11 protein-coding genes are annotated in these 13,767 nt (G+C 70.1%); 7 read left to right on the top strand and 4 right to left on the bottom strand.

The annotated features are described in order from the left end of the window. Nucleotides 1-74: 74 nt before the first annotated feature. Nucleotides 75-2,798 (top strand): preprotein translocase subunit SecA, encoded by a 2,724-nt coding sequence (gene secA, locus NQ706_RS02045; protein WP_038568923.1) that lies wholly within the window; start codon nt 75-77, stop codon nt 2,796-2,798. Nucleotides 2,799-2,811: 13 nt separating this feature from the next. On the opposite strand, the gene NQ706_RS02040 is transcribed toward secA, so the two are convergent. Together NQ706_RS02040 and NQ706_RS02035 are read right to left on the bottom strand one after the other, a co-directional pair. Further along, nucleotides 2,812-3,363: an Rv3235 family protein gene (locus tag NQ706_RS02040; protein ID WP_038568921.1), complete on the bottom strand. Its 552-nt coding sequence runs from the start codon at nt 3,361-3,363 to the stop codon at nt 2,812-2,814. Next, complete coding sequence (locus tag NQ706_RS02035) at nt 3,360-4,472, bottom strand: LysM peptidoglycan-binding domain-containing protein (protein ID WP_167539849.1); 1,113 nt, start codon at nt 4,470-4,472, stop codon at nt 3,360-3,362. The genes NQ706_RS02040 and NQ706_RS02035 overlap by 4 nt, the downstream gene beginning before the upstream one ends. Before the next feature lie 200 nt (nt 4,473-4,672). On the opposite strand from NQ706_RS02035, the gene NQ706_RS02030 reads away from it, so the two are divergent. Continuing rightward, complete coding sequence (locus NQ706_RS02030) at nt 4,673-5,236, top strand: hypothetical protein (protein WP_131941312.1); 564 nt, start codon at nt 4,673-4,675, stop codon at nt 5,234-5,236. Nucleotides 5,237-5,317: 81 nt separating this feature from the next. Here NQ706_RS02030 and NQ706_RS02025 read toward each other — a convergent pair whose 3' ends face one another. Next, complete coding sequence (locus NQ706_RS02025) at nt 5,318-5,533, bottom strand: helix-turn-helix domain-containing protein (RefSeq protein ID WP_006945776.1); 216 nt, start codon at nt 5,531-5,533, stop codon at nt 5,318-5,320. Nucleotides 5,534-5,651: 118 nt separating this feature from the next. Between NQ706_RS02025 and NQ706_RS02020 the strand changes: the two genes are divergently transcribed. From NQ706_RS02020 to NQ706_RS02010, 3 genes are read left to right on the top strand one after another with little or no spacing between them, the layout of a single operon-like run. Beyond that, complete coding sequence (locus NQ706_RS02020) at nt 5,652-6,332, top strand: SAF domain-containing protein (RefSeq protein ID WP_131941310.1); 681 nt, start codon at nt 5,652-5,654, stop codon at nt 6,330-6,332. Next, nucleotides 6,329-7,615 (top strand): ParA family protein, encoded by a 1,287-nt coding sequence (locus tag NQ706_RS02015; protein ID WP_051806015.1) that lies wholly within the window; start codon nt 6,329-6,331, stop codon nt 7,613-7,615. Before NQ706_RS02020 ends, NQ706_RS02015 begins: the two co-directional genes overlap by 4 nt. Before the next feature lie 37 nt (nt 7,616-7,652). Then, nucleotides 7,653-8,060 (top strand): DUF6912 family protein, encoded by a 408-nt coding sequence (locus tag NQ706_RS02010; RefSeq protein WP_006945782.1) that lies wholly within the window; start codon nt 7,653-7,655, stop codon nt 8,058-8,060. A 27-nt stretch (nt 8,061-8,087) separates the two neighbouring features. Here the strand turns inward: NQ706_RS02010 and NQ706_RS02005 are convergent, their stop codons facing one another. Further along, a complete protein-coding gene (locus tag NQ706_RS02005; RefSeq protein WP_038568913.1) occupies nt 8,088-8,669 on the bottom strand; it encodes a hypothetical protein in 582 nt (193 codons plus the stop codon). On the opposite strand from NQ706_RS02005, the gene NQ706_RS02000 reads away from it, so the two are divergent. Both NQ706_RS02000 and NQ706_RS01995 read left to right on the top strand, forming a co-directional pair. Next, entirely contained in the window at nt 8,668-8,805 is a 138-nt protein-coding gene (locus NQ706_RS02000) for a hypothetical protein (RefSeq protein WP_165584067.1), read from the top strand. The genes NQ706_RS02005 and NQ706_RS02000 overlap by 2 nt on opposite strands. A gap of 54 nt (nt 8,806-8,859) precedes the next feature. Next, nucleotides 8,860-13,767, top strand: coding sequence for an NAD-glutamate dehydrogenase (locus tag NQ706_RS01995; RefSeq protein ID WP_038568911.1), 4,908 nt, complete (start codon nt 8,860-8,862; stop codon nt 13,765-13,767).

Here is a 13,767-nt window from a genome sequence, read left to right as displayed (position 1 = left end):
CGCCACCTCGCGTGAGGGCCCGTGAGAACGGCCCGTCGCCCGAGGTGATCGATCAACGATTTACGGAGTCTCGCGTGCCCAAAATTGTCGAACGTGTTCTGCGCGCCGGCGAAGGACGAACGCTCAAGAAGCTCGAGGCGATCGCCGCTCAGGTGAACATCGTCGAAGAGGATTTCGAAAAGCTCACCGACGCCGAACTGCGGGAGGAGACCGACCGGTTCCGCAAGCGACTCGCGGACGGGCAGAGCCTTGATCAGATCCTGCCCGAGGCGTTCGCCGCCGTGCGCGAGGCGAGCAAGCGCACGATCGGCAAGCGTCACTTCGACGTGCAGATCATGGGTGGTGCCGCGCTGCACATGGGCAACGTCGCCGAGATGCGCACCGGTGAGGGCAAGACGCTCGTCGCGACACTGCCGAGCTACCTCAACGCGATCGAAGGCAAGGGCGTCCACGTCGTCACCGTCAACGACTACCTCGCCGAGTACCAGTCCGAGCTCATGGGCCGCGTGCACCGGGCGCTCGGGCTCGAGACGGGCTGCATCCTGTCGTCGATGACGCCGGCGCAGCGCCGAGACGAGTACAACAAGGACATCACGTACGGCACGAACAACGAGTTCGGCTTCGACTACCTGCGCGACAACATGGCCTGGTCGACGGACGAGCTCGTGCAGCGCGGCCACAACTTCGCCATCGTCGACGAGGTCGACTCGATCCTCATCGACGAGGCACGCACGCCGCTCATCATCTCCGGCCCGGCCGACGCGGCGACGAAGTGGTACGTCGAGTTCGCCTCGATCGTCGAGCACCTGACGCGCGCGGAGAAGGGCAAGGACGGCAAGATCACGAAGCCGGGCGACTACGAGATCGACGAGAAGAAGAAGACCGTCGGCCTGCTCGAGCCGGGCATCGAGAAGGTCGAGGACCTGCTCGGCATCGAGAACCTCTACGAGGCGCAGAACTCGCCGCTCATCGGCTACCTCAACAACGCCATCAAGGCGAAGGAACTGTTCAAGCGCGACAAGGACTACGTCGCGATGAACGGCGAGATCCTCATCGTCGACGAGCACACCGGCCGCATGCTCGCCGGACGTCGCTACAACGAGGGTGTGCACCAGGCGATCGAGGCCAAGGAAGGCGTCGAGATCCAGAACGAGAACCAGACGCTCGCGACGGTGACGCTGCAGAACTACTTCCGCATGTACGACAAGCTGTCGGGCATGACGGGTACGGCCCAGACCGAGGCCGCCGAGCTGTACCAGATCTACAAGTTGGGTGTCGTCACGATCCCGACGAACAACCCGCCGCAGCGCGTCGACCAGCCCGACCGCATCTACCGCACCGAGGACGCGAAGTTCCGTGCCGTCACCGACGACATCGCCGAGCGTCACCGCAAGGGCCAGCCAGTCCTCGTGGGTACGACGAGCGTCGAGAAGTCGGAGCGCCTGTCGGAGCTGCTTCGCAAGAAGGGCGTCGCGCACGAGGTGCTCAATGCGAAGCACCACGAGCGCGAGGCCGCCATCGTCGCGCAGGCCGGGCGCAAGGGCGGCGTCACCGTGGCGACCAACATGGCCGGTCGAGGCACCGACATCATGCTCGGTGGCAACCCCGAGTTCATGGCCGTCGCCGCGCTCAAGCAGCGGGGCCTCGACCCGGAGGAGACGCCCGAGGAGTACGAGGCGAGCTGGGACGAGGCCCTCGCGAAGGCGGAGGCCGCGGTCAAGGCCGAGCACGACGAGGTGAAGGAACTCGGCGGCCTGTACGTCCTCGGCACCGAGCGTCACGAGTCGCGCCGCATCGACAACCAGCTCCGCGGACGCTCCGGTCGCCAGGGCGACCCCGGTGAGTCGCGTTTCTACCTGTCGCTGCAGGACGACCTCATGCGCCTGTTCAACGCGGCGCTCGTCGACCGGTTCATGTCGGGCTCCGGCATGGACGACGACCAGCCGATCGAGAACAAGATCGTCTCCCGCTCGATCCAGTCCGCCCAGGGCCAGGTCGAGGGCCAGAACTTCGAGATCCGCAAGAACGTCCTCAAGTACGACGACGTGCTCAACCGTCAGCGTGAGACGATCTACGCCGAACGCAAGCGTGTGCTCGAGGGTGACATCGACGGCCAGATGCGCCACTTCATCAACGACACGATCGACACGTACGTCGCGACGGCGACCGCGGACGGTTTCTCCGAGCACTGGGATCTCGAGCGACTCTGGGGCGCCCTCGAGGAGCTCTACCCGATCACGATCGGTCTCGAGGAGCTCGAGGCGGAGCTCGGCGGGCGCGCCGGCATCACGCCGGAGATCCTCGGCGAGGAACTGCGCTCCGATGCGCAGCACGCGTTCGACGACCGCGTCGCCTTCCTCGGTTCGAGCGTTGCGCGCGAGGTCGAACGACGCGTGGTGCTCACCGTCCTCGACCGCCAGTGGCGCGAGCACCTGTACGAGATGGACTACCTCAAGGAGGGCATCCACCTGCGGCAGATGGCTCAGCGCGACCCGCTCGTCGAGTACCAGCGCGAGGGCTTCCAGATGTTCGAGGCGATGACGGAGTCGATCAAGGAGGAGTCCACGCAGCTGTTCTTCCACGTCGACGTCGACCCCGCCGAGGTCGAGGCATCCACGCCCGCACCCAAGCAGGAGCAGCTGCACTTCACGGCGCCCAACGAGGAGGGCCTCGCTGAGGAGCACGTCGTCGCCAAGGACGGGCACGTCATGGACGACGAAGAGCAGATGTCGCGCGAACAGCGTCGCTCCGCAGCGCGCAGCCGCAAGAGCAAGGGCGGCAAGAAGCGCAAGCGCTGAGGCGCGGACACGCTCAGATCAGCTCGAGGACGGTGACCTGCCAGCGCCCGTCGACCCCGTTGAGGCGCAGGGCGATCGGCGTCGCACGGCCGTTGACGCGGGCGACGACGGCCGCTTCGACGACGCCGTCGCACGGCTGGCACACCTGAACGCGCCGCACGCCCGTCGGTCCGGGCGCGGCACCGCGACGCAGTGTCGTGCGGTGGCGTCGCTGGATGCGGGCCAGCACGTCCGGGCTCGTGTGCGGCGTGAGCTGCGTCGGTGAGCGACGCCCCGCCAGAGCCTCGACGAGCGCCAGGGCGAAGCGCTGCGTCCACACCCGTGCGTCCGGCAACGCGGACGTCGCCGTGTGCTGCGGGCCGAAGATCTCGTCGTGCTCGCCGCGGTGCGGCAGGCGCTCGCGGCTGACGTCGACCGCGAGGCGCGCGCTGATGGCCGGCACGTCGGCGACGCGCAGCGAGCCGTCGAGCAACCCGCCGATCTCGTGCAGATCGAGTTCACGCGGCATTTCGTGGGCCGCGCGCGGGGGTGCGACGCTCGCTCGTTCGAGGGTGAGGGTGGTCATCGGTGGGCTCCGAACGCTGAGGTGGTCGAGACGAAGGACGCAGGAAGGGTGAGCTGCTGGCCGACCTCGATCGTGTCCGGATCGAGCCGCAGCAGCGGGTTGGCCTCGAGCCAGCCCGGCAGGGACGCCGCGACGTCTTCCGCCGGTGCGCCCGGGGCGAGGTAGGACGCCGCGATGCTCCACAGCGTGTCGCCGCGCACGACGACGTGCGTCCTGTGTTCCGCGGCCGTGCCTGAACCGCGCGGCGTGCCCAGCACGATGGCGGACAGCTCGTTCGAGGTACTGAACGGATCCGGCGTCCAGCCGGGACGCGGCACCGCTGGCTGGGGCGTGTCGGACGTGGCCGAGTCGGATGTGCGTGCCTCGGACGGGGCCGACACGGACGCTGGGGAACCGAACGCGGGGGAGTCGAGGTCAGGGGCGTCGAGGTCGGGGTTTTCGAAGTCCGGGGCGTCGACGTCGGGGGCCTCGCGGTCGGGCCAGTGCGAGCTGGTTGTGCCAGACGCAGGTGCCGCGCCCGAGGGAGTGGCGGCCGCTGGCGAGACCGCCCCGGAAGGGGCCGCTGCGTCGGTGACAGAGGCCGAGGCGGGCGGCATCACCTCGGCCGAGACGGAGAACGACGGGCGCGGCGCGGGTTCGGCGGCCCCGGCCGACTGCGCGCCGACGGTGATGAGTGCCGCGACGGCGAGGAACAGACTCGCCGTGCGGGTTCTCGACCCCGTCGCGTCCGCCGTTACCGGTGCAGAGCGCGCCACGACAGAGCGCGAATCGCAGACCTGAACTCGGACGAGCGCCGATCGGCCACACTCGAGGTCGCCCGCCACGAGCAGCCGTGCCTCGCACCGCAGGTCGAGGGCAGAGCGAAGACTGAGCCACGCCAGGCGGGCCAGCGCGAGCGTGAGGACGGCGCCCGCGGCGACGCCGATGACGTCCTCGCTCGTCGCGCCGGGCCCGGGCAGCGCCCGTCGGGTCGTGACGGCGACGGCCACGGCTGCTGTCGCGAGCAGCGGTGCGCTGAGGCCCGCCAGGATGCCGGCGCTCCTCAGCTGCTGCGGCGTGACAGGTGTGTTCGAGGGGTTCGACGTGCTCGCCCTGGTCGTCGTGATCATCGCGTTCCGCCTTCGTCGTCGCGTCATGCGCCTCGGCGCGACTCGTGTCGCCGCCGATCAACATCCATGACGAACGATGACGTTCAGTGACGTGTGATGTCGATGAATGCAATGTAACGACACATCGTGTCGAGTGGGGGCGTGGAAGATGAAAAACTTTTTTCGCCCGTCCGAGCTCCTCGCTGCTCTAGCGTCGAGCCATGCGAATGGAGCGATTGCTGGCCGACCTCGAGGCTGCCCAGGAGGCACAGGAACGTGCCGAGGCGCGGGCAGAGGTCGCTGAGAGCGTGCGCGTCGAGCACGCCGGCGTCACGCTGGTCGACCGGCTGCGTGCCGGGATCGGCAGTGTCGTCGCACTGAGCGTCGGCACCGAGACTCTGCGCGGGCACCTCCTCGACGTGGGGGAGGGCTGGCTCGCTCTCGATCGTGACGGCGTGCATGCGGTGCACGGTGTCGACGACCTCGTGCGTGCCGGGCTCCGTCTCGTGCCCGTCAGTGCGATCGCCTGCGTCAGCGGGCTGGGGCGCCCCCACGTCGCGGCCGACGGTTCGTCGATCGGACGCGGATGGAGCAGCGTGCTGCGTGCCATGGCGCGTTCACGTGCCCCTCTCGCCTGGCATCGCCTCGGCGGGCACACGATCGTCGGGACGATCGACGCGGTGAGCGCCGATCACGTCGTCCTCACCCCGGCGCGCGGCGCGGCGAGTCTCGTGCTCCCGCTCGCCCATCTCGCGTGGATCGACGTCAACGCCAGCGGACGCTGAGCCGCTGCCGCTGACTGAGTTCACACCTCACGCCGGCCCCCCGAGCAGGTGATCAGGCGCGCGTGGACGAACGTCGAGCCCTCAGAAGTCCTCGCCCATTCCGCCGGCGGCGACGGCGGATCGCGTTGCGGCGTAGGCGCGTTCGATGTAGCGCTCCACCTCGGCTGCCTCGACGCGCCACTGGTTGTTGATCTTGATCGCCGGCAGCTCACCCGACTTGACGAGTCCGTAGACCTGCCGCGCCGAGACGTTGAGGGTCTCCGCCACGTCGGCGATCTGGACGAAGCGCTGCGCCATGGGGTGCCTTTCGACGGGTGCGGAGATTCTTACCAAAACCTGACGATCATTCTAGGCGTCGGGCCCGCTCGCCCGCGTGACGATGGATCTCGGCTGTGGACGAACGAGGAGGAACATCGTGGGTGAGCGTGGGGTACGCAGGTTGAAGGACGTCTCGCCGGGGGCGCAGGCGGCGCGGCGGTTCGTGCCGACCGGCATGAAGGACGTGCGCTGGGTCGTAGGCATCGTGCTGCTCGCCCTCGGCGTGCTCGGCACGTTGCGTGTCATCGGCTCGTTCGACGATTCGGTGCAGGTGTGGAGTGCGAAGAGCGCCCTCGTGCCTGGTCAGCGCCTCACCTCGTCCGACCTCGTGCCGACGAGGGTTCGTCTCGACGATCGCGGCGGGCAGTACCTGTCGAGCGCGACCCAGCCGGGCGGCGTCGTCCAGCGCGCCGTCGGGGCCGGGGAGCTCGTGCCGAAGAACGCCGTCGGGGACGCCTCCGGTGTGACGGTTCGCGCCCTGTCGGTCAACGTCGAGCGCGGGCAGGCCGACGTCATCCGCTCCGGCGGGGACGTCGAGGTCTGGGTTTCGGACAAGAAGGAGGGCGCCGGCTCGACCGGCTTCGACAAGCCGCACCAGAGCGTCGAGCGGGCCCTGGTGTCGCACGTCGGTTCGCGCAGCGGCGGTGTCGTCGCCGTCGCCGACGGCTCGCCCGTCGAGATCCTCGTCCCGCGCGAGTCGTTGCCGGCAATGATCGATGCCGTCAACTCGGGCGCGCGCATCACGCTGGTGCCGCTCGACTCGGCGGCCCGCTCGTGACGACGATGACGGTGTGCACCGTCGCGACCGCGATCTCGGCGCGTCTCGAGGCGCGGTTCGCCGAGGAGCTCGCCTCCGTCGAGGACGCGACCCTCGTGCGGCGCTGCGCCGATGTCACCGAACTACTCAGCGCCGCCGAGTCGGGCGCCGTCACCGTCGCCGCGATCAGCCCTGATTTCCCGGGCATGAACGGCAGCGTCGTCGCGGAACTGACCGTGCGGGGAGCGTCGGTGCTCGGTGTCGTCTCAGCCACATCCGCTCTGGACGCTCGCCAGTGCGAGGCGTGGTCCCTGCGACGGACCCACGTCGTCGGATCGGGCGAGCTGGAGCAGGCCTTCGAGACCCTCGCGCACACCGGCCCCGCCGAGCACGAGCTCGCGTCCGCCGCAGAACAGGCCGAGACGAGCCTGGCCACCGACGGGCCCGATGACGGGGCAGCGGCCGCGTCATCGCCGACGAGCACCACCGCCGTCGTGTGGGGCCCGCCCGGCGCGCCGGGGCGCACGACGTGCGCCACCCATCTCGCGCAGGCCCTGAGCGAGAGCGGGCCGACGCTGCTCGTCGACGCCGACACCGTTGCGCCGTCCTGCTCGGCGCATCTCGGGCTGCTCGACGAGGCACCCGGCGTCCTCGCGGCCGCGCGTCTCGTCGATGCGGGCACCCTCAACCTGCACCAGTTACGTTCCATCGCCGCGCACGTCACGCCCGGCTTCGACGTGCTCACCGGCATCGGGCATTCCGGGCGCTGGCACGAGCTGACCCGATTCCACCTCGGCCGCGTCCTCGATCTCGCCGCCCAGCACTACCGCTGGGTCGTCGTCGACGTGGCGGCCGAGGTCGAGTCGGACGAGAGCCTGCTGTTCGACACCGTCGCTCCCTCCCGGGTCGGGGTGTCGAGCGAGGCGTTCGCGCGCGCCGACCACGTGGTCGCGCTCGCCGGCTGCGACCCGGTTTCGCTGCAACGGTTCGTGCAGCACGCGCCGGCGATCATCGACCTGCACGACGATGTCCGCGTCGTCGTGTCGAAGGCCCGCGAACGAGCGGTCGGCGGGAGCGCCTCGTCGGTCGTCGCGGACGCGTTGGAACGCTTCCTCGGTGTGCGACCCGTGGCGGTGCTGCCCGACGTGCGCGATGCGCTGGACGCCGCGGTGCTGCGCGGAACCCTGCTCGAGGGCGCTGATGGCGCACCGTACCTCGCCGCCGTGCGCGATCTCGCGAGCGAGCTGGGCGCCGACGTGGCACCGCATGCGACGCGTCGTCGTCGCGCATGGCGGCGCCGCTAGGCTCGAGGCGTCGCCCCACCGCTCGAAAGGCTTTCCGATGACTCGCCTGTACTGCCCCGTGACCGCTGACGGTGTCGCGGCGCTCGCCACCTCGGCTCTGACGGTGGAGGCGGCGTTCGCCGTCACCGACGACGTGCGCGCGCTCGCCCCGCACGGCGACGAGGAACTGCACGAGCACATCGCGACGCAACTCGCAGCCGCAGGCTGTGCCGGGCGCCGCGTCGTCGTCGTGGTCGTCGACGTGCCGGACGCTCGAGTGAGGCCCGCGGCCTCCACCGGTGGCGGCGCACTCCCCGGCCGCGTCGTCGTGGACGGCGACGTGACGCTGCGCGATGTCGCGTGCTTCCTCGTCGGCGACGAGGGTGAGCAGGTGAGCGACGACGCCGACCTCGAACTCAGTTGGTACGACGCGAGCGAGATCGACGCGGTACGCGCACTGCTCTGAGCGGCCCCCGGCGGAGCGTGCCCGCGCTCAGCGCAGGGCCCGCGTGTCACCGCAGCGATCGAGGCAGCGCACGAGCGCTCGTTCGGTGCGGGCCGCCGCGTCGGCGGCCGCCTCACGAGAGCAGCCGGGCCGTGCGAGCGCGGCGGCCACCCGCGCGTAGCCGTGGGCGTAGGTGGAGACGACGCGCGCGAGGCGCCCCACCGCGTCCGCGCAGGGCAGCGCTGCCGTGGACGCGAGCTGTGGGTGCGTGCTCACGAGGTCGCGGATCGAGCGTTCGACGTCGAGCAGATCGTCACGGCTCGTGGTCAAGGAGCGGCCGCTGCCGGGCAGCGTGCCCTCCTCGACGGCGCGCCGCAACGTCACCCCCGCGCGACGCGTCGTCGCCCCGGCGATATGAGGCAGCTCGGGCGCGCGGAACGGTGGCGGGGGAGCGGTGGCCAGCAGCGCCGTCGCGGTGTCGCTCAACTGATCGCTCAACGCCTCGACGACGAGATCGAAGCGTTCACCGCTGCACACCGCCGCAGGCTCGAACGTGACGTCGAGCAGTCGCAGCGCAGCCCGGGTGAGCTGCGGGGCGACGTCCGTGGGTGCGGCGGTGAGTGATTCCATGAACCCCACCGTAGGCGCCGGCACCGACAACGTGCCGAGCCCGAGCCCCCAGCTTGTGGACGACGACGCGAGGCGTCCTGGCGCGTCGGTGAAGTCTGCGACACCGAAGGCCGTCGACGTCGCCGGGGCGCGTTAGAGTCGACGGCAGCGGTACAGCGTCGTACCGCCCGTCGCTCTGCCAGGAGAGGTCATGTCTGCCGAGGCTCCAACGCCTGCTCTGTCCGACGTCGAGGCCCGCACCGGGGTCGCGCTCGAGATCGTCCAGGGGGTGTTGGGCGACATCCCTCCGGCCGAGCTGGCCGGCAAGTCGCTCGACCACCTGGCCTGGGTGGTCGAGGGCCAGATGCAGGCCGCGCAGCGCCGCGCCGGTGCGCACTCGATCGTCGAGGTCGAGGGGGATCTGCCCGCCTCCCTCATCGACGACGCCGTCGAGCACGGGGGCGTCAACCGTCTCACTGCGGGCGCCGTCATCCGCGTCGTCACGGACGACATGCCGTTCGTCGTCGATTCGATCGTCGCCGCCGTCACCTCGCGTGGCGCCGGCATCGGCGACCTGCTGCACCCGCAGATGGCGGTGCGGCGCGACGCCTCGGGGCAGCTGTGCTTCGCGCGCCGCAGCGGTAAGCGTCCCGGCGCGGTGCGCCTGCCCGGCCAGACCGACACGGTGCCGGAGGGCCAGCGCGAGAGCGAGGAGTCGTGGGTCTACCTGCACATCTCGCCGCTGGGCGACTTCACGGGCGCCGACGAGATCGAGCGCACGATCAGCGACGTCATCGACGACGTGCGCGCCGCCGCGAACGACTGGCAGCGCATGCGCGACCAGGCGCTCGCCATCGTCGACGACCTCGGAGCCAACCCGCCCGTGTCGGTGCCGGAGTTCGCGACGGCCGACGTGCGCCGCTTCCTCACCTGGCTCTCCGAGGACAACTTCACCTTCCTCGGCTATCGCGAGTACGCCCTCGACGTCGTCGACGGCGAGGACGTGCTGCGTCCCGTCGACGGCAGCGCCCTCGGCATCCTGCGCTCGGCCTCCGACGCGCCGCGCGGGTTCGAGCGGATGACGCCGCAGAGTCGCGCCGCGGCGCGTTCGCCGCAGCTGCTCACGCTGACGAAGGCCAACTCGCGTTCGCGCGTGCATCGTGACGCCTACCTCGACTACGTCGGCGTGAAGACATTCGACGAGGCGGGCAACGTCACCGGCGAGCGTCGCTTCCTCGGCCTGCACACCGCCCGCACCTACGCGGCGTCGCCGTCGAGCATCCCGATCGTCGCCGAGCGCGTCGCCAAGGTGATCCGCCGGGCGGGCTACTCGCCCGACTCGCACTCGGGCCGCGACCTGCTCCACGTGCTCGAGAGCTACCCGCGCGACGAGCTGTTCCAGACCTCCTCGGAGCGCCTCTACGAGATCGCCACGGAGGTCGTACGCCTGCAGGCGCGCCGTCACGTCGGCGTCTTCCTGCGCAATGACGACTACGGCCGCTTCGTCGCCGTCCTCGTCTACCTACCGCGCGATCGCTACAACACCCGCGTGCGCGAGGCCATTGCTCAGCACCTCGCCCAGGCGTACGGCGCGGAGACGGTCGACTACACCGCCCGCGTCACCTCCGAGGCGCTCGCACGCATCTACTACACGGTGCGCCTGCCGCGTGGGACGGCGATCCCGGACGTCAGTGCGGACGACATCCGCGCCGCCGTCCTCGAGGTGACGCGCACGTGGAGCGAGCGCGTCACGCAGGCCGCGCACGCGGAGGAGGGGCTCGCGGACGTCGATGCCCGCCAGCTCATCTCGACCTTCGCCGACGGGTTCCCGGCCGGTTACTCCGACGACTTCACCCCCCGTCAGGCCGTCGCCGACATGCGCCGGCTCGAACGCCTCGGTGACGACGACGCGGCGCTCACGCTGTACGGCACCGACAAGGTCGACTCGCGCGAGCGACGCCTCAAGATCTTCCGCAACGAGCCGCTCATGCTCACCGAGGTATTCCCGATCTTCACGAACCTCGGCGTGCAGGTCTCGGACGAGCGTCCGTACACGCTGACGCGCGCCGACGGCTCCACCTGCCACGTCTACGACTTCGGCCTTGTCGCCGATCGCACGGCGATGTGGGGCAACACGCCGCAGGAGAGCGCGCGTCGGCGCACGAACGTCATGGAGACGGTGCTCGCCGCCTGGCGCGGACAGGCCGAGAACGACGCGCTCAACCAGCTCGTCCTCGCGGCCGGGTTGTCGTGGCGTCAGATCAACCATCTGCGGGCGCTCGCGCGCTACATGCGTCAGATCGGGTTCTCGCTCAGCTACGAGTACGTCGTCGCGGCGCTGCTCGCGAACACGGATCTGACGTCGCTGCTCGTGCGCCTGTTCGAGGCGCGCTTCGACCCCTCCCTCGACGCCGACGAGCGAGAGGCGCAGACGCAGGCCGTCCGCCAGCGCTTCGCCGACGGTCTCGCGGATGTCACGAGCCTCGACCACGACCGCATCCTGCGCACACTCGAGGGCGTCATCATGGCGATCGTGCGCACGAACGCGTACACGCCGAAGTTGCTCTCCGGTGAGTGTGCGGAGCTCGTGTTCAAGATCCGCTGCGCCGACGTTCCCGGCATCCCCGCGCCCGTGCCGATGTTCGAGATCTGGGTCTACGGCCCGAAGGTCGAGGGTGTGCACCTGCGCTTCGGGCTCGTCGCGCGCGGCGGGCTGCGCTGGAGCGACCGTTTCGAGGACTTCCGCACCGAGATCCTCGGCCTCGTCAAGGCGCAGATGGTCAAGAATGCCGTCATCGTGCCGACCGGGTCGAAGGGCGGTTTCGTCGCGAAGCAGCTACCCGACCCGGCGGATCGCGAGGCATGGCTCGCCGCGGGCGTCGAGGCCTACGAGGCCTTCATCGGCGGTCTGCTCAGCGTCACCGACAACCGTGACGGCGACACGATCATCGCGCCGCAGGACGTCGTGCGCCACGACGACGACCCCTACCTCGTCGTCGCCGCCGACAAGGGCACCGCGACGTTCTCCGACAAGGCCAACGCCGTAGCTCGTCGCGAGGGCTTCTGGCTCGACGATGCCTTCGCCTCGGGCGGTTCGAACGGCTACGACCACAAGGCGATGGGCATCACCGCCCGCGGCGCGTGGGAGTCGGTCAAGCGCCACTTCCGCGAGCTGGGCCACGACACGCAGAGCGACGACTTCACCGTCGTCGGCGTCGGCGACATGAGTGGTGACGTGTTCGGCAACGGCATGCTGCTGTCGGAGCACATCCGACTCGTGGCCGCCTTCGACCACCGTGACATCTTCATCGACCCCAACCCGGACGCTGCCGCGTCGTATGCCGAGCGGCGCCGCCTGTTCGAGCTGCCGCGCTCGTCGTGGTCGGACTACTCGCGCGACCTCATCTCCGAGGGCGGCGGCGTCTTCTCCCGCTCGGCCAAGCAGATCAAGCTGACACCGCAGATCCGCGAGGCGCTCGGCATCGACGACGGCGTCGAGACGATGACGCCGAACGAACTGATGCGCGCGGTGCTGCTCGCCCCCGTCGACCTGTTCTGGAACGGTGGCATCGGCACGTACATCAAGGCCTCCGACGAGACGAACGCCGAGATCGGCGACCGTGCCAACGACGCCGTGCGCGTCGACGGTCGCGACCTGCGCGTGCGCGTCATCGGTGAGGGCGGCAACCTGGGCGTCAGCCAGCGCGGGCGCATCGAGGCGGCACAGCACGGCGTCAGCGTCAACACCGACGCCATCGACAACTCGGCCGGCGTCGACACGAGCGACCACGAGGTCAACATCAAGATCCTGCTCGCCGACGCCGTGCGCGACGGTGCGCTCGCGCTCGAGGAGCGCAACGAGCTGCTCGCCTCGATGACGGACGAGGTCGGCTCGAAGGTGCTGCGTCACAACACGGACCAGAACACGCTGCTCGGCAACGCTCGCGTGCAGGGCCCGCAGATGCTGCACGTGCACCGCCGGCTCATCGCCGACCTCGAGTCGGACGGCTTCCTCGACCGCGAGCTCGAGTTCCTGCCCGACGAGGCCGAGATCGATCGGCGCCTCGAGGCCGGCGAGGGGCTGACGTCGCCGGAGTTCAGCGTGCTGCTCGCGTACTCGAAGCTACGGCTGAAGAACGAGGTCGGCGCGAGCGAGCTCGTCGACGACCCGTGGCTCGTGCGTGAGCTGCTCGGCTACTTCCCCGAGGCGCTGCGCGAGCCGTACGCCACGACGATGGAGAACCACCCGCTGCGGCGCGAGATCATCACGAACTCGCTCGTCAACGGCCTCGTCAACCGCGGCGGCATCACCTTCGTCCACCGCGCGGTCGAGGAGACGGGCGCCCGGGCCGAGGAGATCGTCAAGGCCTTCGTGGTCGCGCGTGAGGTGTTCGACGCGCAGAGCTTCATCGACGACGTCGAGGCGCTCGACCACGTCATCAGCACGCAGGTGCAGTCAAGGCTGCTGCTGCGTCTGCGCCGCCTGCTCGACCGCGCGACGCGCTGGTTCGTCCACCACGAGGTGGAGCACACGCCGATCGAGACGCTCGTCGAGCGCTACCGCGAGCCCGTGCAGCAGCTGTCGCCGAAGGTGCCCGACCTCGTCGTCGGCGTCGGGCGCGAGAAGTTCGAAGCCGAGGTCGACCAGCTCGTCGGCGAGGGCGTCCCGACGGCGCTCGCGCGACGTGCGGCGGCCCTGCTCGACGACTTCGTCCTGCTCGACATCGTCGAGCTCGCGCGTGACCTCGGTGAGGACGTCGAGGACGTCGCCGCGGCGTACTACTACGGCGGCGCCCAGATCGGCCTCGGCCGCATGCTCGACGCCATCGCCGAGCTGCCGCGTGACGACCGCTGGGACGCGCTGGCGCGCGGCGCCGTGCGCGACGACGCGTACGCGGTGCTCGCCGACCTCACACGGGATGTGCTCGCCGAGTCGGAGGCATCGCAGACGACGCAGGAGCGCTGGCAGCAGTGGGCGCAGCGCCACTCGCTCGCCGTCGAGCGTGCCCGCGCCGCCGTGACGGGCGTGCAGAACTCGGCGGCCCGCCTGGCCCCGATGTCGGTGGCGCTGCGCACGATGCGCTCACTGACGCGCGCTGCGGCAGGGGAGCGCGACTGA

This window comes from Dermacoccus sp. BD5 (genome assembly GCF_044878485.1).
Classification (GTDB): domain Bacteria; phylum Actinomycetota; class Actinomycetes; order Actinomycetales; family Dermatophilaceae; genus Dermacoccus; species Dermacoccus nishinomiyaensis.
This window is presented reverse-complemented; position numbering and strand designations above follow the sequence as displayed.